Source organism: Luteimonas suaedae, assembly GCF_008312895.1.
Lineage (GTDB): Bacteria > Pseudomonadota > Gammaproteobacteria > Xanthomonadales > Xanthomonadaceae > Luteimonas > Luteimonas suaedae.
Genome location: NZ_VSSP01000002.1, coordinates 379,527 through 401,372, shown reverse-complemented (window position 1 = coordinate 401,372; position 21,846 = coordinate 379,527). Strand labels below are relative to the sequence as shown.

At 68.7% G+C, this 21,846-nt stretch carries 17 protein-coding genes and 1 tRNA gene; 13 read left to right on the top strand and 5 right to left on the bottom strand.

The genetic code is table 11. The annotated features are described in order from the left end of the window. Positions 1-342 precede the first annotated feature (342 nt). The 4 genes from FXO19_RS06045 to FXO19_RS06030 form a co-directional block, all read right to left on the bottom strand. The gene (locus FXO19_RS06045; RefSeq protein ID WP_149194157.1) at positions 343-939 is read right to left on the bottom strand and encodes a methyltransferase domain-containing protein; all 597 of its coding nucleotides are present in this window, start codon (positions 937-939) and stop codon (positions 343-345) included. 74 nt (positions 940-1,013) lie between these two features. Further along, complete coding sequence (locus tag FXO19_RS06040) at positions 1,014-1,931, bottom strand: alpha/beta hydrolase (protein WP_187775648.1); 918 nt, start codon at positions 1,929-1,931, stop codon at positions 1,014-1,016. A 154-nt stretch (positions 1,932-2,085) separates the two neighbouring features. After that, positions 2,086-4,857 carry a pullulanase-type alpha-1,6-glucosidase gene (pulA, locus tag FXO19_RS06035; RefSeq protein ID WP_255516310.1) on the bottom strand — a complete coding sequence of 924 codons (2,772 nt, stop codon included), beginning with the start codon at positions 4,855-4,857 and terminating at the stop codon, positions 2,086-2,088. Positions 4,858-5,124: 267 nt separating this feature from the next. After that, the gene (locus tag FXO19_RS06030) at positions 5,125-6,741 is read right to left on the bottom strand and encodes an alpha-glucosidase family protein (RefSeq protein ID WP_149194155.1); all 1,617 of its coding nucleotides are present in this window, start codon (positions 6,739-6,741) and stop codon (positions 5,125-5,127) included. A 231-nt stretch (positions 6,742-6,972) separates the two neighbouring features. Between FXO19_RS06030 and FXO19_RS06025 the strand changes: the two genes are divergently transcribed. Further along, a complete protein-coding gene (locus FXO19_RS06025; RefSeq protein ID WP_149194154.1) occupies positions 6,973-8,460 on the top strand; it encodes an MFS transporter in 1,488 nt (495 codons plus the stop codon). Beyond that, positions 8,457-10,163: an alpha-amylase family glycosyl hydrolase gene (locus FXO19_RS06020; protein WP_149194153.1), complete on the top strand. Its 1,707-nt coding sequence runs from the start codon at positions 8,457-8,459 to the stop codon at positions 10,161-10,163. The genes FXO19_RS06025 and FXO19_RS06020 overlap by 4 nt, the downstream gene beginning before the upstream one ends. 235 nt (positions 10,164-10,398) lie before the next feature. On the opposite strand, the gene FXO19_RS06015 is transcribed toward FXO19_RS06020, so the two are convergent. Next, complete coding sequence (locus tag FXO19_RS06015) at positions 10,399-11,427, bottom strand: LacI family DNA-binding transcriptional regulator (RefSeq protein WP_149194152.1); 1,029 nt, start codon at positions 11,425-11,427, stop codon at positions 10,399-10,401. A gap of 329 nt (positions 11,428-11,756) precedes the next feature. On the opposite strand from FXO19_RS06015, the gene thrS reads away from it, so the two are divergent. The 11 genes from thrS (at position 11,757) to FXO19_RS05960 (ending at position 21,827) form a co-directional block, all read left to right on the top strand. Next, positions 11,757-13,661 carry a threonine--tRNA ligase gene (gene thrS / locus FXO19_RS06010; protein ID WP_149194151.1) on the top strand — a complete coding sequence of 635 codons (1,905 nt, stop codon included), beginning with the start codon at positions 11,757-11,759 and terminating at the stop codon, positions 13,659-13,661. 59 nt (positions 13,662-13,720) lie between these two features. After that, positions 13,721-14,266 (top strand): translation initiation factor IF-3, encoded by a 546-nt coding sequence (gene infC, locus FXO19_RS06005; RefSeq protein ID WP_149194213.1) that lies wholly within the window; start codon positions 13,721-13,723, stop codon positions 14,264-14,266. 806 nt (positions 14,267-15,072) lie between these two features. Beyond that, positions 15,073-15,270, top strand: coding sequence for a 50S ribosomal protein L35 (gene rpmI, locus FXO19_RS06000; RefSeq protein WP_024889803.1), 198 nt, complete (start codon positions 15,073-15,075; stop codon positions 15,268-15,270). A 13-nt stretch (positions 15,271-15,283) separates the two neighbouring features. Then, positions 15,284-15,643, top strand: coding sequence for a 50S ribosomal protein L20 (gene rplT / locus FXO19_RS05995; RefSeq protein WP_149194150.1), 360 nt, complete (start codon positions 15,284-15,286; stop codon positions 15,641-15,643). 237 nt (positions 15,644-15,880) lie between these two features. After that, complete coding sequence (gene pheS / locus FXO19_RS05990) at positions 15,881-16,876, top strand: phenylalanine--tRNA ligase subunit alpha (RefSeq protein WP_149194149.1); 996 nt, start codon at positions 15,881-15,883, stop codon at positions 16,874-16,876. A 123-nt stretch (positions 16,877-16,999) separates the two neighbouring features. Then, positions 17,000-19,432, top strand: coding sequence for a phenylalanine--tRNA ligase subunit beta (gene pheT, locus FXO19_RS05985; protein ID WP_149194148.1), 2,433 nt, complete (start codon positions 17,000-17,002; stop codon positions 19,430-19,432). A gap of 16 nt (positions 19,433-19,448) precedes the next feature. Then, a complete protein-coding gene (locus FXO19_RS05980) occupies positions 19,449-19,751 on the top strand; it encodes an integration host factor subunit alpha (protein WP_149194147.1) in 303 nt (100 codons plus the stop codon). Then, entirely contained in the window at positions 19,744-20,100 is a 357-nt protein-coding gene (locus FXO19_RS05975) for a MerR family transcriptional regulator (RefSeq protein WP_149194146.1), read from the top strand. Before FXO19_RS05980 ends, FXO19_RS05975 begins: the two co-directional genes overlap by 8 nt. 93 nt (positions 20,101-20,193) lie before the next feature. After that, positions 20,194-20,270, top strand: a tRNA-Pro gene (locus tag FXO19_RS05970). Positions 20,271-20,337: 67 nt separating this feature from the next. Then, positions 20,338-20,796 (top strand): cupin domain-containing protein, encoded by a 459-nt coding sequence (locus tag FXO19_RS05965; protein WP_149194145.1) that lies wholly within the window; start codon positions 20,338-20,340, stop codon positions 20,794-20,796. A 26-nt stretch (positions 20,797-20,822) separates the two neighbouring features. Next, on the top strand, positions 20,823-21,827 hold the full coding sequence (locus FXO19_RS05960) for a TraB/GumN family protein (RefSeq protein WP_187775647.1): 1,005 nt from the start codon (positions 20,823-20,825) through the stop codon (positions 21,825-21,827). Positions 21,828-21,846 lie beyond the last annotated feature (19 nt).

Below are 21,846 nucleotides of genomic sequence, written 5' to 3'. Positions count from 1 at the left end.
GGGCTTCAGCCCCGACCCGGGAAACGAGCGGAGCACGGAAAAAATGCCCAAGCATTCAGCTTCGGGCCGGTCGCGCTGCCTGTTTCCCGCCGCGATCTTCGGCAGGTCGGGGCTGAAGCCCCTCCTACAGGGGTCGGCGGAGGGAGTGAATGTCGAGACAGCCTGGACTGGATCGATGTTCAGCGCCGGCGTTCGGGAAGCCGGCGTTGTGGAAGATCATCGCTTGCACAGGAAGACGGAGCTCCCGCAAGGACATGCGCACCCACTCGCTCCTGGTCCCTCTTCACCCGTTCCTCGCTCCCCGCGTCCGATCACCGAACGCCGAGGCGCGCCCAAGCGCGGTCACTGATCCCGGCTGAAATAGGCGTACTGCCCGGGTGCGCCGAACTCGTCGTCCGGTTCGCCGATGCCGCCGACGCGCACCGCGTAGCCGTTGCGCCGTGCCACGCCGACCGCCCAGGCGCGGAAGCGCGCGCGGTCCCACTCGAAGCGATGGTCGGGATCGCGCAGGCGACCCTCGGGCAGCCCCAGCAGCGGGTTGTATTCGCGATTGGGGGTGGTGGCGATCGCGACGTACGGCCGGTAGCAGGTGAACAGCGTGCGCTCGGCGGCCGAGAGCACGCCCGGATCGAAATGCTCGATGGTTTCCACCATCGTCGCGGCCTCGTGGAAGGGCAGCCCGTCCAGCGGCCGCGTGCAGTTGGCGTGCATCAGCTGCAACCGCGACTGTCCGGCGCGCGGTTGCAGTTCGTGCCTCGCCACCGCCAGCGCATCGGCGCTGACGTCGATGCCCGTCACCCGCGCGAACTGCGGATGCCGCAGCAGGCAGGCCAGCAGGCGGCCGGCGCCGCAGCCGAGGTCGAGCACGCTGTCGGCGCCGGACTGCAGCAGCAGGCCGGTCACCAGGTCGAGGCGTTCGTCGTGCAGGGTGGCTTTCATCGCGGGCGATCCGGCGGTCAATCCGGGCCAGCGCGATGATAGCGGTGTCGCGCCGCCGGCGCGGGATCACCCGCCTAGGGCCTACCGGCGGGCCCGAGCAGGAAGATCAGCGGCCGGTGCACCCGCTTGCGCCAGGCGCTTTCGGCGTGCTCGGCGCCCTCGAACCGGAGGCTGATCCAGTTTTCGCCGTTCACGTATCCGGCCGCGCGCACGATCGCATCCATGCGCCGTTGGTAGGGCGCGTAGCCGGCGTCGAGCGTGGCGGTGCCGTGGTCGAAATACAGCCGGTGCGTGGCCGGGTCCGGCAGGCGCGGCGCCAGCCAGTCGATCATCGCGCCGTCGGCGGCTGGCCAGTGCGTGGAGACGGCCGCGGCAGCGCCGAACACCTGCGGGTACTCGGCGATCGCGTACAGCGCGATCAGCCCGCCCATGCTCGAGCCCATGACCAGCGTGTCGTCGCGGGCGGGGAGCGTGCGGTAGGCGGCGTCGATCGTGGGCTTCAGCTCGTCGACCAGGAAGCGCAGGTAGGCATCGGAGACCACCTGCGTCCGCGGCAGCGGATCGAAGCCGTCGACGCCGGTGGCCACCGCGTCGGTGGTCACTGCCTTCTCCGGCATGTACTCGCCGAAGCGCTGCGGCGTGTTCCAGATGCCGACCACGATCGCCTCGCGTACCGCACCGTCGGCGATCAGCCGCGTCATCGTCTCGTCGATGCCCCAGTCGATGCCGCCATAGGCCGTGGCCGGATCGAACAGGTTCTGGTCGTCGTGCATGTACAGCACCGGGTAGCGCCGCTGCGGGTCGCGCGCGTAGCCGGGTGGCAGCCAGACGTCGACGTTGCGCGCGGCGACGTGGCGCGACGGGAATGCGGTGTGGCGCAGCAGGCGGCCGCTGACATCCGGCGTGGAGACGGCGACGGCCTGTGGCGGGCCGGCTTTTGGCGGTGGCGTGCAGGCCGAGAGCAGAACGGCGACCAGGACAAGGCGCAACATGAGCGTTGCCTTTTGTAGGAGCGCGCCATGCGCGCGATGCCGCGGGCATCGCGCCGCCACAGGATTCCGGTCGCCGACGCGCAACCCGGCCCGTGACCGGACCGCCGATGGCCGCGACCGGACACGCCGCCGGCATCGCGCGCATGGCACGCCTCTACGGGGCACGTTCGATGACATAGGCCAGCGCGGTGCGGCCGGGCAGCGTGAACCGGCCGCTGGCGCGATCGTAATGCGCCTGCGCGGCCGGGCGTGGATCGGCGGCGTCCGGCGCGCGATGCACGGGATGCAACGTCCAGTCCCTGCCGCGCAGCCCCGACAGTTCGAGCGTCTGCGCCGCGGGATCGACGTTGATGAAGTACAGCACCTCGGCGAAGCCGGCATCGGCGAGGCCCGCGCCGTCGAGACGGCCGGCGATCACGCGCGGATTCTGCGCCGGACCGCCGTTCGGAAAGGTCAGTCGGCGCGTGATCTCGTCCGCGCTGCGCAGCCGGAACAGCGGCGTGCTGGCGCGGATGCGCAGCAGGTCGAGGAACATGTCGCGCGCCAGGCGGATCTGCTCCGGGCCCGGCTCGATGTCGGGGTGCGACAGCAGCGGCTGCATCAGCGGCCAGTCCTCGCGGTTGTCCTGCGCCGGCGGCAGGCCGCTGCCGAAGTGGTTGTCGCGCAAGGTCCAGTCGAGGCGGTTGAACCAGTCGCCGGAATCGTAGCTGTTGCGGTCCAGCGACTTCGAGCGCAGCGTCTCGAGGCCGGCGTGGAAGTAGGCGATGCCCTGGCTGAAGGCGGTGACCGCCGCGCCCAGCATCTGCACCCGGGCGCGGTCCTCGCGCGAGGTGTCCGGCGGCAGCTTGAACACGTTGATGTCGAACAGGGTCTGGTTGTCGTGGTTCTCGACGTAGTTGACCACCTCGTCCGGCTGCACAGCGTAGCCGGCGGGCTGGCCCTTGTAGTCGATTTCCGCCAAGGTCTTCCGGGTGCCGTCGTGCGCGCTCATCGTGTAGTCGCGCAGCGTGCCGGCCAGGCCGACGCGGACCAGGTCGGCGCTGCGTTTCAGCTCTTCGAGCGGCCGCTCCGGCGCGTGCGGGTTGCGGTCGTACACCAGGCCGTTGATCCAGCCCTGCTCGGTGAGCAACGCCCGGCCGCGGTCCGCGGGTCCGCCGCCGCGCACCGCGTCGCGGGTGCGGTCGCTGAAGGTGCCGATGCCGCTGCCGGCCAGCGACTGCTGCGAGGCCTGCACGAAGCGCGCGCCGTCGGCGACCTCGCCGAAGTTCCAGCCCTCGCCGATCAGGTGGATCCGGCGGCCGGCGGCGGCGTCCACGGCCGCCTGCAGCCGCTCCATCGCCGCGCGCGGCTGGTGGCCCATCAGGTCGAAGCGGAACGAGTCGATCCGGTAGTGCCGCGCCCACAGCACCGCCGAGTCGATCATCAGCTTGGCCATCATCCGGTGTTCGGTGGCGGTGTTGTCACAGCAGGTCGAGCGCTCCACCCGGCCGGCGGCATCGTAGCGGTGGTAGTAGCCGGGCACGATGCGGTCGAGCACCGACTGCGGGTGCTGCCCGGAAGCGCTGGTGTGGTTGTAGACCACGTCCATGCCCACGCGCAGGCCGGCGGCGTGCAGCGCCATCACCATCCGCCGGAACTCGAGGATGCGCGCCGCGCCGTCGGCGGCATCGCTCGCGAACGAGCCCTCCGGCGCGTTGAAGTGGAACGGGTCGTAGCCCCAGTTGAAGCAGTCCCGGGCGGCGACGGCCATCACCGCGGCCTGTTGCGCCGGGCTGTCCGGCGCGGCATCCGGAATCGCGGGCGAGACGCAGCCGGTTTCCGGCACGCTCGCCAGGTCGAACACCGGCAGCAGGTGCACATCGGTCAGGCCGGCGCCGGCCAGGGTGCGCAGGTGGCGCATGCCGTCCGAGCCGGATTCGGTGAAGGCCAGGTACTTGCCGCGGTTGGCTTCGCTGACGCTGGCGTCGTCGCGCGAGAAATCGCGCACGTGCAGTTCGTAGATCGTCATGTCCGTCTGCGCCGCGATCGCCGGAGCGGCGGCGGCGTCCCAGCCGTCCGGCTTCAGCGCCGGCGCGTCGAGATCGACGGCGACGCTGCGGCGCGAGTCGGCACCGAGGCCGGTGGAGTAGGGGTCGGTGACGCGATTGCGGACCACGCCCATGTCGCGCACGAACACGTCGATGACATAGGTGTAGTAGCGGCCGGACAGGTCCCGCGGCAGCGACCGCGACCAGACGCCGGTGGCGGCGTCGCGCCGCAGCGGGTGCACGGCGTCGGCAGGTGCGCGGTCGTCGCGATGGAGGCAGACCGAAACGGCACGCGCGGTCGGCGCCCACAGCCGGAAGCGGGTGCCGTCGAATCCGACGGTCGCACCGAAATCGTCGATGCCCTCGGCCGCGGCGTACAGGTCGTCCAGGGCGCCGGCCACTTGCAGCGCGGTGGCCTCGCGGACGCGGCCGTCGGCGTCCTCGTGCACCAGCAGCAGCTGGCCGGTATGCAGCGACGGCAGCCGTGCCGCATCTTCGTCGCGCACCGCCAGCGTGGTGCCGCTTTCCAGGAAACGGAAGCGCTCGGCGAGCGCGGCCGGGATCTCGCCGTCGTACGCCTCCAGCGCCAGCGCGCCGTCCGCGCCGGCGACGCGAGCGCCATGCCGGGCGACGATCGTGCCGCCCGCGGAATGGTAGAGCTGCATGCGCTGTCCGTCGCCGGTGACGACACCGGGCCATCGGATCAGCCGGCGATCGAGCCAATGCGCGCGTGCATCGACGCGTTGCGCCTGCGCGGGTATCGCGTGCAGCACCTGCTGGAAACCGGCCGCGTCGCAGGCCTGCGATACCGATGCCGCGGTCGGGGCCGCGAGGGCCACGCCCGTGTACAGCGCAAGGAGCATGAGCAGGGCGCGGGCGCGGCGTGGCTTATGTGTCATGTCGGACGGCCCTCCGGCATCGTCGGCAACGATGGTGCCTGGACTGTGCAGAAGAGCGCTTGCAACAAGCGGGCAACGATTCATCCTGTTGGTCTCCCCCCTCGAACATGGGGCCAAGACTGAGATCCCCCATTTTTGACGCTTATCTTCCCCCTTGAAAAAGGGGGATTGAGGGGGATTTGCTCTGGCTGTGTCTTTGTCGGGCGCCCAGCAAATCCCCCCAGCCCCCTTTTCAAAGGGGGGAGTGCAGCATCAATGCAGCGCCCGTCAACCCATCCGACCGTAGAACACGCCGCTCCCCGGCAGCTGCAGGACGCCCTCGTCGATCCCGCCGCCAAGCAGCCCGTGGTCGTCGACCGGCCGCGCCGCGATGCCTTCCGGCAGTCGCCAGGCAACCGCGTCGGCCGAGAGATTGAACGCCACCAGCAGTGATTCGCCGCCATGGCTGCGGGTAAACGCCAGAACCGGTTCCGGCGCATCGAGAAAGCGGATGTCGCCCTCGACCAACGCCGGATGCGCCTTGCGCCAGCGCAAGAAACGCCGCACCGCGGCGAGCACCGAATCCGGGTCGGCTTCCTGCCTGGCGACACTGCGGGCGCGATGCGCGTCCGCGATCGGCAGCCAGGGCTGGCCGTCGCTGAAGCCGGTGCCGTCGTCGCCGTTCCACGGCATCGGCGTGCGACAGCCGTCGCGGCCCTTGAACGTCGGCCAGAAGGCGATGCCGTAGGGGTCGCGCAGCGCCTCGAACGGCACCTCCGCCTCCGGCAAGCCGAGCTCCTCGCCCTGGTACAGGCAGACCGAGCCGCGCAGCGAGCACACCAGCGCCACCATCTGTCGGGCGAAGTCGTCGCTGGCGCGTGGCCCGCCCCAGCGCGTCACCGCGCGCCGCACGTCGTGGTTGGAGATCGCCCAGCACGGCCAGCCCTCGGCCATCGCCGCCTCCAGCCGCTCCACGGTGCCGCGGATGTAGGCGGCGCTGAAGTCGTCGGTCAGCAGCTCGAAGCTGTAGCCCATGTGCAGGCGCCGGCCGCTGGTGTACTCGGCGGTGGTCGCCAGCGAATCCTCGGAGGAGATCTCGCCGAGCGCCGCCGCATCGCCGTAGCGGTCCATCAGCGCCCGCAGCTGCTCCAGGAAGCCGATGTTCTCCGGCTGGGTGTTGTTGTGGTGGTGGTACTGGAACGCGTACGGGTTGTCGGGGCTGAAGCCGCGCCCGGTCCGCAGTTCCGGCGGCTTGGGCGGGTTGTCGCGCAGCAGCTCGTCGTGGAAGCAGAAGTTGATCGCGTCCAGGCGCAGCCCGTCGACGCCCTTGTCCAGCCAGAAACGCACGTTGTCGAGCGTCGCCTCGCGTACGGCGGGGTTGTGGAAGTTCAGGTCCGGCTGCGAGGACAGGAAATTGTGCAGGTAGTACTGGCCGCGGCGCGGCTCCCACTTCCAGGCCACGCCGCCGAAGATCGACAGCCAGTTGTTGGGCGGGGTGCCGTCGGGGCGCGCGTCGGCCCAGACGTACCAGTCGGCCTTCGGATTGTCGCGGGACTGCCGGCTCTCGACGAACCAGGCGTGCTCGGCCGAGGTATGGCTGAGCACCTGGTCGATCATCACCCGCAGGCCGAGTCCGTGCGCCTTGTGCAGCAGGCCCTCGAAATCCTGCAGGGTGCCGAACAGCGGATCGACGTCGCGGTAGTCGGCGATGTCGTAACCGAAGTCGTGCATCGGCGAACGGAAGAACGGCGCGATCCAGATCGCGTCCACGCCCAGGCTGGCGACGTAGTCCAGGCGCTCGACGATGCCCGGCAGGTCGCCGACGCCGTCGCCATCGGTATCCATGAAGCTGCGCGGGTAGATCTGGTAGATCACCGCGCCGCGCCACCAGGGGCTGCTCGTCATCCGCATCCTCGGAATCGGTCGCGCCAGGGGGCGGCGCGCTTTCGGGGCGTCACTATTCCACGATGCGCCATCCCGTGGCGACGACCGTGTTCGCGCTGATGCGATGAATACGTATGCAACCGCCGTGCTGCACCTGCATCCGAAACTACCATGGCCCCGGTCCGCGACAGCGGGTGTCGACGTGCCCCGACGATGGGTGCAGGATCAATGCAACGGGAGCCGGACCGGCACATGGGCGCAAAACCGCAACTGACGTTCTGGCAGATCTGGAACATGTGCTTCGGCTTCCTCGGCATCCAGTTCGGCTTCGCGCTGCAGAACGCCAACGTCAGCCGCATCTTCCAGACGCTGGGCGCCGACATGGACCAGGTGCCGGGCCTGTGGATCGCCGCGCCGCTGACCGGGCTGCTGGTGCAGCCGGTGATCGGCTACTTCTCCGACCGTACCTGGACGCGGCTGGGGCGGCGCAGGCCATATTTCCTGTGGGGCGCGATCTTCTCCACCGCCGCGCTGCTGGTGATGCCGAACTCGCCGGCGCTATGGATCGCCGCCGGCACCCTGTGGATCCTCGACGCCTCGCTCAACGTGTCGATGGAGCCGTTCCGCGCCTTCGTCGGCGACCAGCTGGCGCCGCGGCAGCGGCCGACAGGCTACGCGATGCAGAGCTTCTTCATCGGCATCGGTTCGGTGGTCGCCAGCATGTTGCCCTGGCTGCTGGCCAAGGCCGGCGTCGGCAATACCGCGGGGCCGGGCGAGATCCCCGATACCGTCCGCTACGCCTTCTATTTCGGCGGCGCGGTCCTGTTCGGCGCGATCGCCTGGACGATCCTGCGTACCCGCGAGTACCCGCCGGAGACCCTGCACGCCTTCGACGACGCGCAGCCGCCGGAACTGCCCGGCGATCGCGAACGGGCGGCGCTGGAGCCGGCCAGCGGCCTGCCCTGGCTGCTGCTGGGCAGCATCGGAATGGCCGCGGTGTACGCGTTCGGCTGGGATCGCATGCTGTACGTGCTGGCGGGCATTCCGCTGGCGTATGGCGTGCTGCTGTTGGTGGCGCGGCGGCTCGCGCCGCAGCGGATGCTGGCGACGATCGCCGCCGACCTGCACAACATGCCGCAGGCGATGCGGCAACTGGCCGTGGTGCAGTTCTTTTCCTGGTTCGGGTTGTTCGCGATGTGGATCTACGCCACCGCGGCGGTGACCCAGGTCCATTTCGGCACCACCGATCCGCAGTCGGCGGCCTACAACGAGGGCGCCAACTGGGTGGGGGTGCTGTTCGCCGCCTACAACGGCTTCGCGGCCTTGGCGGCGATCGTGATCCCGTGGATGGTGCGCGCGATCGGCCTGCGCGGCAGTCACCTGGTCAATCTGACCCTGGGCGGGCTCGGGCTGATGTCGATGGCGCTGATCCGCGATCCGCAGTGGCTGCTGCTGTCGATGGTCGGGGTGGGCTTCGCCTGGGCGTCGATCCTGTCGTTGCCGTACGCGCTGCTGTCCGACAGCGTCTCGTCGAGGAAAATGGGCATCTACATGGGGATCTTCAATTTCTTCATCGTCATTCCGCAGCTGGTCGCGGTGAGCACGCTCGGCTTCCTGCTGCGGCATCTGCTGGATGGCGCGCCGATCCGGGTGCTGGTGCTGGGCGGCGTCAGCCTGATCGTGGCCGGGCTGTGCGTGCTGCGGGTACGCGATCCGCAGCCGCTGGGGCAGCCGGCATGAGGCGTGCCTGGCTTGGCTGCGTGATCGCGCTGGCGCTGGCGGCCTGCACGCCGGACGGTCCGGTTCCCCCGGAAACATCGCCCGCGCCGACGAGCGCGAAATCGCCGGCGCCCGGCTTCTACGGCACCACCGAGCCGTTCGCGGAAAATGCGGTGTACTTCGTGGTGACCGACCGCTTCGTCAACGGCGATTCGTCCAACGACCAGCGCGACCAGGGCGGGCCGCACCCGAGCTTCGATATTCCTGTCGAATGCCCGGACGGAATCGACGGCAACATCGGCTACCTCGGCGGCGACTTCAAAGGCATCCTCGACAACGCCGGCTACATCCGCGACATGGGCTTCACCGCGGTGTGGATCACGCCGATCGTCGACAACCCGGATCAGGCCTTCACCGGCGGCGACGTGATCAGCTGCGGCAGCTCGCTGACCGATCGCGGCAAGGCCGCCTACCACGGCTACTGGGGCAGGAACTTCTACCGGCTCGACGAGCACCTGCCGAGCGAGGGCCTGGATTTCGCCGCGTTCACCGCCGGCATGAAGGCGCAGGGGCTGAAGACCGTGCTCGACATTGTCGCCAATCATTCCTCGCCTGCGTACACCATGCCCGAGCGGCAGCCCGGTTTCGGGCAGGTGTTCGATGCCGACGGCGTGCTCGTCGCCGACCACCAGAACCTGCCGCCGGCCGAACTCGATCCCGCCGACGAGCCGTTGCACCGGTTCTATTCGACCAAGCCAGATCTTGCCCAGCTCGGCGACTTCGACCCGGCCCAACCTGAGGTCATGGACTACCTGGTCGGCGCCTACCTGCAGTGGATCGGGCAGGGCGCGGATGCGTTCCGCATCGACACCATTCGTCACATGCCGCACTCGTTCTGGAAGGAGTTCAGCGACCGCATCCGCGCCGAGCATCCGGGGTTCTTCATGTTCGCCGAGGCCTTCAACTACGACGCTGCCAAGATCGCCGAGCACACCCGGCCGGAGAACGGCGGCGTCAGCGTGCTCGATTTCCCGATGAAGGAAGCGATGCAGAAGGTCTTCGCCGAAGGCGCCGATTTCTCGCTGCTGGCGGACACCTTGCATCTGCAGGATGGCCCCTATGCCAATCCCTACGAACTGGCGACCTTCTACGACAACCACGACATGGCGCGCATGGACGCTGCCGACGCGGGCTTCATCGATGCCCACAATTGGCTGTTCACCGCGCGTGGTATCCCGGTGGTCTATTACGGCTCCGAGACCGGTTTCATGCGCGGCCGCGGTGAGCATGCCGGCAACCGCAACTACTTCGGGCAGGCGCGCGTGGACGCCGCTTCCGGGCATCCGATCCATGCCGCGCTGTCCCGTGTCGCCAACCTGCGGCGGCAATCGCCGGCGCTGCAGAAGGGCCTGCAGCTCCAAGTGCGGATGCAAGGCGACGAGGCGGCGTTCTACCGCGTCTACGATGACGGCGAGAACGCCCAGATCGCACTGGTGCTGCTGAACAAGGGCAACGCGGCACGCACCATGGAAGTCACCGAATTGCTGCAGCCCGGCGACTGGCGCGACGGTTTCGACGGAACGGTGCAGGCCGTGGAGGACGGCCTCGCCGCCGAGGTGCCGGCCCACGGCGTGCGCGTGTTCCTGCACGACGCGTCGCCCCGGCGCGACGACATGCGCGCGCGCCTGCAGGCGCTGATGGCGAGCAGCCAGGGAACTCCGTAGGAGCGCGCCATGCGCGCGATGCCGCGGGCATGGCGCTGCCCAGGCATTTCGGTGACCGGCGTGCCTGCCGGTCCGGAATCGCGGCATCCACCGATGCCTGCAGGCACCCGCGGCATCGCGCGCATGGCGCGCTCCTACGCCGGGACCGTAACGATCCGGTCGCAGGCGCCTGCCGTGCGCGCGCCGGTGCCGTCGGCAACGCGGCAGCCGCGAACGCGCATGGCTGAAGCCCCCCTCAGGCGCCGGTCGAGCCGCGCAACGCCAGCCGTGCCGGAATGGTGCGGCTCTCGACCGGATCGCCCACGATCAGCCCGAGCAGACTGTCGACCAGCAGGGCGCCGGCCTGGCGGGTGTCCTGCTGCACCGTCGACAGCCCCGGCGTGACGAAGCTCGCCAGCGGGATGTCATCGAAACCGGCCACGGCCACGTCCCCTGGCACGCGCAGGCCGCTTTCGTGCAGCGCTTTCATCGCGCCGATGGCGATCAGGTCGCTGCCGGCGAACACGGCATCCAGATCCGGGGCCCGCTGGAGCAGCTCGACGGTGGCGGCATGTCCGGACTGTTCGGTGGAGATCGCGTCGACCAGCCACTCCGGCCGGGCCTCGATCCCGGCCTCGTTCATCGCCTGCACGCTGCCGCGGTAGCGCTCGCGGAACTCCGGATAGCGCTCGGAGGCGTCGCCGACGAAGGCGATCCGTCGCCGTCCCTGCGCGATCAAGTGCGCGGTCATGTCCAGGCCGCCGCGGAAGTTGTCGCAGCCGATCGACACGCCCGGTTGTCCGGGCAGCGCGGCGCCCCAGCGCACGAAGTGGGTGCCCTGTCCGACCAGCTGTTCCAGGCGCCTGCGGGAGATCAGATAGTCGCCGTAGCCGAGCAGGATCAGCCCGTCGGCCTTGTTGCTGTCCTCGTAGTCGGCGTGCCAATCGTCCGACAGCTGCTGGAAGGAGACCAGCAGGTCATATCCGCGTAGCGCGCAGGCGCGGGTGATCGAACCCAGCATCGAGTGGAAGAACGGGTTGATCAGCGAATCGTCGGGGGTCGGATCCTCGAAGAACAGCAGCGCCAGCGTGCCCGACTGCTGGCAGCGCAGGTTGGAGGCGTTCTTGTCGACCTTGTAGTTCAGCTCGCGCGCGATCGCCAGGATCCGGCGCCGGGTCTCGGGATTGACCATGGGGCTACCGCGCAGGGCGCGCGAGACGGTCGGCTGCGACACCCCGGCCAGGTGGGCGATGTCCAGCGAAGTGGCTTTACCTTTGATCGTCATGGGCGTGCGGCCGGCGGATCGGACGTGCCGGACGGCGGCATCATGCCATGTCCACGGCGGCCGGGCCCGCCGCGCTGCAGCGGGCCGCGCAACTGCTAGAATCATCGTCACGACACCGTTCCGGAACAAGGTGGCCCGCGGCGACGCCGGCCGAGCGTGCGACATGAGCACTACCACCGACCCCCGCTGACCCGTCCCGAGGCCCCGGCTCGCGCAGGCGCCCTCGAGGCGCTTTTTTTGTGGGGCGGTGATTGGTGATTCGCAAGAGCCAACGCGCCCTCCGCTTGTCGCGAATCACCAATCACGAATTACCAATCACGGCTCTCCCAATGATCACCATCACCCTCCCCGACGGCAGCCGCCGCGAGTTCGAATCCCCGGTCAGCGTCATGGACGTGGCGCAGTCGATTGGCCCGGGCCTGGCCAAGGCCACCGTGGCCGGCAAGGTCGACGGCCGCCTGGTCGACGCCGGCGACGTCATCGACCGCGACGCGACCCTGCAGATCATCACGCCGAAGGATCCCGAGGGCGTGGAGATCATCCGCCACTCCTGCGCGCACCTGGTCGGGCACGCGGTGAAGCAGCTGTATCCCGAGGCCAAGATGGTGATCGGGCCGGTGATCGAGGACGGCTTCTATTACGACATCTGGTACGAGCGCCCGTTCACGCCCGAGGACCTGGCCGCGATCGAGCAGCGCATGGCCGAGCTGATCGACACCGGCTACGACGTGATCAAGCAGATGACCCCACGCGAGGAGGTGATCGCCACCTTCCGCGCGCGCGGCGAGGACTACAAGCTGCGGCTGATCGAGGACATGCCCGACGAGACGCAGATGGGTCTGTACCACCACCAGGAATACGTCGACATGTGCCGTGGCCCGCACGTGCCGAACACGCGTTTCCTGAAGGCGTTCAAGCTGCTGCGCATCTCCGGCGCCTACTGGCGCGGCGATGCCAAGAACGAGCAGCTGCAGCGCATCTACGGCACCGCCTGGGCCGACAGCAAGCAGCTCAACGCCTACGTGCAGCGGATCGAGGAAGCCGAGAAGCGCGACCATCGCCGCATCGGCAAGCAGCAGGAACTGTTCCACCTGCAGGAGGAGGCGCCGGGCCTGATCTTCTGGCACCCGAAGGGCTGGGCGCTGTGGCAGGTGGTCGAGCAGTACATGCGCCGCGTCTACCGCGACAGCGGCTACGGCGAGGTGCGCTGCCCGCAGATCCTCGACGTGTCGCTGTGGCAGAAGTCCGGCCACTGGGACAACTACCACGAGAACATGTTCTTCACCGAGTCGGAGAAACGCACCTACGCGCTCAAGCCGATGAACTGCCCCGGCCACGTGCAGGTGTTCAACCAGGGCCTGCACAGCTACCGCGACCTGCCGATCCGCTACGGCGAGTTCGGCTCCTGCCACCGCAACGAGCCTTCCGGCGCGCTGCACGGCATCCTGCGCGTGCGCGGCTTCACCCAAGACGACGGCCACGTGTTCTGCACCGAAGACCAGATCGAGGCCGAAGTCACGGCGTTCCACCGCCAGGCGATGGCGGTCTACGCCGCCTTCGGGTTCACCGATGTGCAGCTCAAGATCGCGCTGCGCCCGGAGCCGCGGCTGGGCGACGACGCCACCTGGGACAAGGCCGAGACCGCCCTGCGCAATGCCCTGGCCGCCTGCGGGGTGGAATGGCAGGAACTGCCGGGCGAGGGCGCCTTCTACGGTCCCAAGATCGAGTACCACCTTCGCGACGCCATCGGCCGCACCTGGCAGCTGGGCACGATGCAGGTCGACTTCATGATGCCCGGGCGGCTCGGGGCTGAATACGTCGACGAGCACAGCCAGAAGCGGACCCCGGTGATGCTGCACCGGGCCATCGTCGGCTCGATGGAGCGCTTCATCGGCATCCTGATCGAGCATCATGCCGGCGCCTTCCCCGCCTGGCTGGCGCCGGTGCAGGCGGTGGTGATGAACATCACCGACGCCCAGGCCGGCTACGTCGAGGAGGTCCGGAAAAGCCTTGCGAATCAAGGATTACGGGTCGAGGCGGATTTGCGGAACGAGAAAATCGGCTATAAGATCCGCGAGCACACGCTGCGGCGGGTGCCGTACCTGCTCGTGGTGGGGGACCGCGAGAAGGACAACGGGGCGGTCGCCGTACGTACGCGGACGGGAGAGGACCTGGGGAGCATGCCGGTTTCCGACTTCGTTTCACGCCTGCGTGGCGAGCACGCGGTAGCATGAGTGTGTGATCCGGCGCGGTTCTCCGCGCCGGAAGGCCCGGCCGCTGACGAGTGGCCGGCATTATCGAATTTGGAGATCGCAATATCAGCACCCCGGAAAAGCAGAACCGCAGGAACAGCGACATCCGCGTACCCCGCGTACGCGTGATCGGTTCGGACGGCGAGATGATCGGCGTCCTGTCGCGCGATGAGGCCCTGCAGCAGGCCGAGAGCGAAGGCCTCGACCTAGTCGAGATCCAGCCCAATGCCGATCCTCCGGTCTGCCGGATCATGGATTACGGCAAGTACAAGTTCGACCTGCAGAAGAAGGCCAACGCGGCCAAGAAGAAGCAGAAGCAGGTCGAGATCAAGGAAGTCAAATTCCGGCCGGTCACCGACGAGGGCGACTACCAGATCAAGCTGCGCAAGATGCGCGGGTTCCTGGACGAAGGCGACAAGATCAAGGTCAACATCCGCTTCCGTGGCCGCGAGATGAGCCACCAGGAGCTGGGCCGCGAGATGGCGGCACGCATCGAGGCCGATCTCGGCGAGGACATCGTCATCGAATCGCGCCCGCGCCTGGAAGGCCGGCAGATGGTCATGATGATCGCCCCCAAAAAGAAATGACGTCGGCGGCCGCAGGCCGCTGACGCCAACTGTTCCCCTCTCCCCCACTTGTGGGGGAGAGGGCAAAGGGTGAGGGGGAGCGCGCCGCAGGCGCGCTTGCTTTTTTGGCAGCCCAAACGCATCTCCACCGAGCCTCGTCCCAACTCGCGTCAATGGCGCCTCGTTTCTTCTATTTTCTGGGGCAGATGGAGCGCCCGATTCAATAGCGCAGAAGCAGTTGGGTCCGTCGGCTTCGGAAACAGCGGCGTCCGGGCCGGGGCATGCTCCCCGGCTCGGTCCGCCATCCATGGCGGACTCGCCGCCGCAGGCCATCCATGGCCTGCTATCCGCATACCCCAGCCCAGACGCCGCACCGGTCATTCTCTTTCGGATGCCTGGAAGCCCTCCACCCGAAGCCCACCAACGCTGGAGCGGGAGCGGCGCCGGGGGCGTTGCGGAGAGCAGGCCATGGATGGCCTGCGGCCCTGAGTCCGGCCATGCATGGCCGGACCGAAGGGCGGAGCAATGCCGTCGGCGCCACTCCCGCCCCGCGCGGCAACCGAAATCGCTCTTTCGCAGTTGAGGGCTCGCCGGCTTCGGATCCAACGATGTCCGGCTCGGCGGCTCACAACCGGCTGATTTGCAAGCGAAACCCCGGGCCTGCATAATGCTCGGCCCGGTTCACCGGGTTGTTGTCTGCAGTATTCAGGACCCGCCGCGATTTCCTCGGGGAATCAAAGGCTTACAAGCCGGCCAGGGCAGGATGGAAAGCGTGGCGAACCGCCACCGCCCGCGTCAGTCACAGCTCCACCCACAAGGACATCGCAATGCCCAAGATCAAGACGCATCGGGGCGCGGCCAAGCGCTTCCGGAAGACTGCTTCCGGCAAATACAAGGCAGGCCACGCCAACCGCAGCCACATCCTCACCAAGAAAGCGACCAAGCGGAAGCGCAACCTCCGGCAGACGAACCACGTCCGCGCCGAGGATGCCGGCCGTCTGGACCGCATGCTGCCGTATCTCTGAGGAGGGCTGAACAATGGCACGAGTCAAACGTGGCGTGACCGCACGCCGTCGTCACAAGAAGGTCCTGAATCTCGCCAAGGGCTACTACAACGCGCGCCGCAAGGTGTTCCGCGTGGCCAAGCAGGCGGTGATCAAGGCGCAGCAGTACGCCTACATCGGCCGCAAGCAGAAGAAGCGCAATTTCCGCTCGCTGTGGATCACCCGCATCAACGCGGCGGCCCGCATCAACGGCATGAGCTACAGCCGCTTCATGAACGGCCTGTCCAGGGCCGGCATCACCCTGGACCGCAAGGTGCTGGCGGACATCGCCGTGCACGACGCGGCGGGTTTTGCGGCCTTGGCCGAAAAGGCGAAGGGCGCGCTCGCAGCGTAATGCAGGTCCCCCTGCAAGAGTCCGCACGTCCATGTGCGGACTCTTCGAGGCACGGGACAATCTGATTCACGCATGGGGAAGGGCGCAGGTCCTTCCCCATTGTTTTTTCCGCTGCCGTCATCCCAGCGTAGGCTGGGATCCATTTTGATCTTCTGGCGGATGGACAAGTGCAACGTCAAAATGGATCCCGGCATCCGCCGGGATGACGATGCCGGGGGCTTCAGGGTAGGTTGATCGATGAGCGATATCGAACAAATCAGTCGGCAGGCGCTCGCCGACATCGCCGCGGCGCCGACGCCGGAGGCGCTGGAGGCGCTGCGGGTCGCGCTGCTCGGCAAGCACGGCAGCATCACCGCGCAGCTGAAGTCGTTGGGTGCGCTGCCGGCGGAGGAACGCAAGGCCGCCGGCGCCGAGATCAACCGCGTCCGCGACGCCGTCGGCCAGGCGCTCGGCGAGCGCAAGCGCAGCCTGGACGAGGCCGCGCTCGACGCCCGGCTGGGCGGCGAGACGGTCGACGTCACCCTGCCGGGGCGCGATGCCGCGCGCGGCGGGCTGCATCCGATCAGCCGCACCATCGAGCGCATCGCGGACATCTTCGGGCGGCTCAGCTACGAGCTCGCCGACGGCCCCGAGATCGAGGACGACTGGCACAACTTCGAGGCGCTGAACTTCCCGCCGCACCATCCGGCGCGGGCGATGCACGACACCTTCTACTTCGGTGACGGCCGCCTGCTGCGCACCCACACCTCCGGCGTGCAGGTCCGCTACATGGGCGAGCACGCGCCGCCGCTGCGGATGATCGCGCTGGGCAAGGTGTACCGCTCCGACTCCGACCAGACCCACACGCCGATGTTCCACCAGTGCGAGGGGCTGCTGGTCGACGAGCATGCGAGCTTCGCCGACCTCAAGGGCACCCTGACCGAGTTCGTGCGCGCGTTCTTCGAGCGCGACTTCGCCATGCGCTTCCGACCCAGCTACTTCCCCTTCACCGAACCGTCGGCGGAAGTCGATATTGCCTGGCAGCAGCCCGACGGCAGCATCCGCTGGCTGGAGGTGCTGGGCTGCGGCATGGTGCACCCGAACGTGTTGCGCAATGTCGGCATCGATCCGGAGCGTTACACCGGCTTCGCCTTCGGCATGGGCGTCGAGCGCCTGGCGATGCTGCGCTACGGCGTCGACGACCTGCGGGCGTTCTTCGATAACGATGTGCGGTTCCTCAGGCAATTCGCCTGAGGAACGGGATTGGTGATTCGTGATTGGTGATTCGCAAGAGCGAAGGCCCGCCACGAACCCGACCCACTCCCGAACTGCTTTTTCGAATCACCAATCACCAATCCCGAATCACGGAATTTCAGAATGAAATTCTCCGAAAACTGGCTCCGCCAACACGTCAAGGTCGATGCCTCGCGCGATGAACTCGCAGCGACGCTGACCGCGATCGGGCTGGAGGTCGAGGAACTGACACCGCTGGGCGAGCAGCTCGACGGCGTGGTCGTGGCGCGCATCGTCTCGGCCGAGAAGCACCCGCAGGCCGACCGGCTGCAGGTGTGCGGGGTCGACGCCGGAACGGGCGCGCCGCTGCAGATCGTCTGCGGCGCGCCGAATGCGCGCGTGGGCCTGGTGGTGCCGCTGGCGACCGTCGGTACCCGGGTCGGCGCGATCACGATCAAGGCCGCCAAGCTACGCGGCGTCGAATCCAGCGGCATGCTGTGCTCGGCGAAGGAGCTCGGCCTGGACGGCGACGGCTCCGGCCTGATGGAGCTGCCGGACGACGCGCCGATCGGCGCGCCGCTGGCCGAATGCCTGGGCCTGCCCGATGCCACGTTCGAGCTGAAACTCACCCCGAACCGCGCCGACTGCTTCGGCATCCGCGGCATCGCCTTCGACGTGGCCGCCGCCTGCGACAGCGAAGTGACGGCAGCCGAGCCGGTGCCGATGCCGGCGTTGTCGGATGCGTCGCTGCCGGTCGGGCTCCAGGCCGGCGCCGATGCGCCGCGCTACGTCGGCCGGGTCATCGCCAACGTCGATCCGGCGCGCGCGACGCCGCTGTGGATGGCCGAACGCCTGCGCCGCAGCGGGGTGCGTCCGGTGAGTTTCCTGGTCGACGTCACCCAGTACGTGATGCTCGAACTGGGCCAGCCGATGCACGCCTTCGACCGCGATCGCCTGCAGGGTCCTGTCGGCGTGCGCCGCGCCCGCGCCGGAGAAACACTGAAATTGCTCGACGGTCGCGACGTGACGCTGGACGACGGCTTCCTGGTCGTCACCGATGCCGACCGCGCGGTCGCGCTGGCCGGGGTGATGGGCGGCGACGACACCCGCGTCGGCGAGACCACCCGTCACGTATTTCTCGAGGCGGCGCATTTCGCGCCGGCGGCGGTGATCGGCCGCGCGCGCCGGCTCGGCATGCACACCGATGCCGCACACCGCTTCGAGCGCGGCGTGGATCCGGAGCTGCCGCGGCAGGCGATCGAAATGGCGACCCGGCTGATCGTCGAGATCGCCGGCGGCGCGCCGGGTCCGGTGGTCGAGGCGGTGCTGCCCGAGCATCTGCCGCAGCCGCAATCGATCGTGCTGCGCCGTGCACGCCTGGCGCGGGTGCTGGGCCTGGCCGTCGACGACGCCGAGGTCGACCGCATCCTGCGTGCGCTGGGCTTCGCCGTCGAGGCGACCGACGACGGTTGGCGGGTGACGCCGCCGGCGCGCCGCTTCGACCTGGCGATCGAGGAGGACCTGATCGAGGAGGTCGCCCGCATCCACGGCTACGACCGCATTCCGGTCACGCTGCCGGGCGGTGCCACTCGGCTGGCCGTCCCGGAAGAGGGGCGCACGCCGGAAGCCGACCTGCGCCGGCAGCTGGTGGCGCGCGACTACCTGGAGGCGGTGAACTACGCCTTCGTCGATGCCGCGCTGCTCGCGCGCTGGCAGGTCGACGCGGGCGCGGTGCCGCTGTCCAATCCGCTCAGCGCCGAGCTTGGCGTGATGCGCACGCTGCTGCTGCCGGGTCTGGTCGATGCGCTCGCCGGCAACACCGCGCGCCAGCAGCCGCGGGTGCGGTTGTTCGAGATCGGGAAGGTGTTTTTGAGCCGGGAATCGGGAATCGGGAATCGGAAATCGGGAGAGGCAACAGCAACGGCAACCGCAGCGGCAGCGGGATCTGCGCCGGTGGAGACGTTGCGGATCGCGGCGGTCGCTACGGGCGATGCGCGGGTGGAGCAGTGGGGCGAGGCGGCGCGTGAGGTCGACTTCCACGATCTGAAGGGCGACCTGGAAAGCCTGGCGGCCTGTGCCGGCGCGCAACTCGAGTTCCGGCCGGGGCAGACCGCCTATGGCCATCCCGGGCGTTCGGCGGAGGTGTTCCGCGATAGCACGCGCGTCGGCTGGATCGGCGAGCTGCATCCGCGGTTGCTGGCGGCGCTCGAGCTGGATCGGCGCGTGCTCGCTTTCGAACTCGACCTGGCGGCGCTGCAGCGCCGGGTCCTGCCCAAGGCGGGCGCGCTGACCCGTTTTCCGTCGGTGCGCCGCGATCTCGCGTTCATCGTTGCGCAGGACGTGTCATGGGCGTCGGTCGAAGGGTCGATCCGTGCCGCGGCGGGGCCGCTGCTGGCCGGGTTGCACCTGTTCGACCGTTATCAGGGCAAAGGGGTCGAAAGCGGTTGCAAGAGCCTGGCTATGGGCTTGATTTTGCAGGACAAATCGCGCACTCTGACCGATCGCGACGTGGAAGACGTGGTGGGGCGAATCATCGCCGCCCTGCAACGCGATCACGGCGCCCGTATTCGAAGCTGATGGTCCGGGGAGCGGCATGGCATTGACCAAGGCGGAAATGGCCGAGCGGCTGTACGAGGAAGTCGGCTTGAACAAGCGCGAGGCGAAGGAGTTCGTCGATGCGTTCTTCGACGCGCTGCGCGAGTCCCTGCAGCAGGGCCGCCAGGTCAAGCTGTCGGGGTTCGGCAACTTCGACCTGCGCCGCAAGAACGAGCGCCCCGGGCGCAATCCCAAGACCGGCGAGGAGATCCCGATCTCGGCACGCACCGTGGTCACTTTCCGCCCCGGGCAGAAGCTGAAGGAACGCGTGGAAGCCTATAGCGGAGGCGCGCATGCTTGATCCGGGCAGCAACCGCGAACTTCCGCCGATCCCGGCCAAGCGCTACTTCACCATCGGCGAAGTGAGCGAGCTGTGCGACGTCAAGCCGCACGTGCTGCGCTACTGGGAAACCGAGTTCCCGGGCCTGAGCCCGGTCAAGCGCCGCGGCAACCGCCGCTACTACCAGCGCCACGACGTGCTGATGGTGCGGCAGATCCGCGCCCTGCTGTACGAACAGGGCTACACCATCGGCGGCGCGCGGCTGCGGCTGGAGGGCGACGGCGCCCGCGAGGAATCGGCGCTCAGCAGCCAGATCGTGCGCCAGGTGCGGATGGAGCTCGAGGAAATCCACCACCTGCTGCGGCGCTGACTCGCGGCGCGACCAGCAGCGGGAGCGGCGCTCCAGCCCCACTCGTTTCTCGTTTCTCTCTACTCGTTCCTCGCTCTTGTATAATCGCGCCCTCGGGGTGTAGCGCAGCCTGGTAGCGCACCTGTCTGGGGGACAGGTGGTCGTCGGTTCGAATCCGGCCACCCCGACCATTCGAAACGGCCCGCCGCGCGCGGGCCGTGCCGTATCCGGGGCGCGGGCCAGGATCGGGAGATCGCGATGACCGCCGACGAGCTCGTCCGCCGCCTGCGCCTGCAGCCGCATCCCGAGGGCGGCCATTACCGCCGCCTCTACACCTCTGCCCGCCGCGTGGTCCACCGCGGACGCGAGCGCGCCGCGCTGAGCGCGATCCAATACCTGCTCGCCCACGGGCAGCGCAGCCGCTGGCATCGGATCGATGCCGACGAGGTCTGGCACTGGCAGTCCGGCGGCCCCCTCGAGCTGCTGCGCTTCGACGAAAGCCGCGACGGGCTCACGCGCGTCCTGCTCGGTGCCGGGCCCGGCATGCATCGCGCCGCGGTGGTGCCGGCCGGCGCGTGGCAGGCGGCGCATCCGCTGGATGGGCATGCGCTGCTGCTCTGCACGGTCTCGCCGGGTTTTGCATGGCAGGGCTTCGAGCTGCTCGAGGGCGACAGCGCGGTGGCCGCGGAACTTCGCAGGCGCGATGTGCTTCACTGATGGTCCGCCGCCGCGCCGAACCTGCCATGCCCACCATCCTGCTGGCCTGCCTGCTGTTCGCCGCCTCGCTCGGCGCCCTGGCACAGGAGCCTGAAGCCGCCGTGCGCGGCGGCGACGGCATCGTCGACATGGAGGCGATGGTCGTATCCGGTGCGCAGCCCGGCCCCGGAATGTGGAAGGTCTCCAGGGACGGGCGCGTGCTGTGGATTCTCGGCACGGTGACGCCGCTGCCACGACGGATGGAGTGGGCCTCTTCGGAGGTCGAGGCGACGATCGCGCAGTCGCAGCAGGTACTCGACGCGCCATCGGCGACCGTGGACTCGGGTGCCGGCGTGTTCCGCAACATGCTGCTGCTGCCGTCGCTGCTCAGGATGCGGCGCAATCCCGACGGACGCACCCTGCAGGACAGCGTTCCCGCCGAGGCGTACGCGCGCTGGCTGCCGCTCAAGGCCCGCTACATCGGCCGCAGCCGCGGGGTCGAGCGCTGGCGGCCGATCTTCGCCGCGCAGGAACTGTACGAGGCGGCCATCAAGCGTTCGGGCATGACACTGGACAGCGTCGCCGAGCCGGTGGTGGCGCGCGCCGCGAAGCGGCACCGGGTGCCGCGCACGCCGGTGGAAATGCGCATCGTGGTCGAGGATCCGAAATCCGCGATCCGCGAATTCAACAGCGGTCCGCTATCCGATACCGAATGCTTCACCAGGACCCTGTCGCACATCGAGACCGATCTCGACGCCATGCGCGAGCGTGCCAATGCCTGGGCGGTCGGCGACACCGAGGCGCTGCACAATGCGCGGTTCGACGACCAGTATGCGGCCTGCATCCGCGCCGTCACCGAGACCGGGCTGGCGCGCAGGCTGGGGCTGGACAACGTGAGCAGGCGCCTGGGCGATGCGTGGCTGGAGGCGGCCGAGTCCGCGCTCGCCGTCAACGCCTCGACGTTCGCCAGCCTGCCGCTGCCGGCATTGCTGCGCGAGGACGGCGTGCTGGCGCGACTCCAGGCGAAAGGCTATGCCGTCGAGGCGCCCTGAGCGCCGTCGGCGTGCGGTC

Excerpts from the sequence above, each read along its gene's own strand:
- FXO19_RS06045 (WP_149194157.1), bottom strand. The coding sequence starts at position 939 with ATGAAAGCCACCCTGCACGACGAACGCCTCGACCTGGTGACCGGCCTG.
- FXO19_RS06025 (WP_149194154.1), top strand. The coding sequence starts at position 6,973 with ATGGGCGCAAAACCGCAACTGACGTTCTGGCAGATCTGGAACATGTGC.
- FXO19_RS05975 (WP_149194146.1), top strand. The coding sequence starts at position 19,744 with ATGCTTGATCCGGGCAGCAACCGCGAACTTCCGCCGATCCCGGCCAAG.
- thrS (WP_149194151.1), top strand. The coding sequence starts at position 11,757 with ATGATCACCATCACCCTCCCCGACGGCAGCCGCCGCGAGTTCGAATCC.
- pheS (WP_149194149.1), top strand. The coding sequence starts at position 15,881 with ATGAGCGATATCGAACAAATCAGTCGGCAGGCGCTCGCCGACATCGCC.
- FXO19_RS06030 (WP_149194155.1), bottom strand. The coding sequence starts at position 6,741 with ATGACGAGCAGCCCCTGGTGGCGCGGCGCGGTGATCTACCAGATCTAC.
- pulA (WP_255516310.1), bottom strand. The coding sequence starts at position 4,857 with ATGACACATAAGCCACGCCGCGCCCGCGCCCTGCTCATGCTCCTTGCG.
- FXO19_RS06015 (WP_149194152.1), bottom strand. The coding sequence starts at position 11,427 with ATGACGATCAAAGGTAAAGCCACTTCGCTGGACATCGCCCACCTGGCC.
- rpmI (WP_024889803.1), top strand. The coding sequence starts at position 15,073 with ATGCCCAAGATCAAGACGCATCGGGGCGCGGCCAAGCGCTTCCGGAAG.
- FXO19_RS06040 (WP_187775648.1), bottom strand. The coding sequence starts at position 1,931 with ATGTTGCGCCTTGTCCTGGTCGCCGTTCTGCTCTCGGCCTGCACGCCA.
- pheT (WP_149194148.1), top strand. The coding sequence starts at position 17,000 with ATGAAATTCTCCGAAAACTGGCTCCGCCAACACGTCAAGGTCGATGCC.
- FXO19_RS06020 (WP_149194153.1), top strand. The coding sequence starts at position 8,457 with ATGAGGCGTGCCTGGCTTGGCTGCGTGATCGCGCTGGCGCTGGCGGCC.
- FXO19_RS05980 (WP_149194147.1), top strand. The coding sequence starts at position 19,449 with ATGGCATTGACCAAGGCGGAAATGGCCGAGCGGCTGTACGAGGAAGTC.
- rplT (WP_149194150.1), top strand. The coding sequence starts at position 15,284 with ATGGCACGAGTCAAACGTGGCGTGACCGCACGCCGTCGTCACAAGAAG.
- FXO19_RS05960 (WP_187775647.1), top strand. The coding sequence starts at position 20,823 with ATGCCCACCATCCTGCTGGCCTGCCTGCTGTTCGCCGCCTCGCTCGGC.
- FXO19_RS05965 (WP_149194145.1), top strand. The coding sequence starts at position 20,338 with ATGACCGCCGACGAGCTCGTCCGCCGCCTGCGCCTGCAGCCGCATCCC.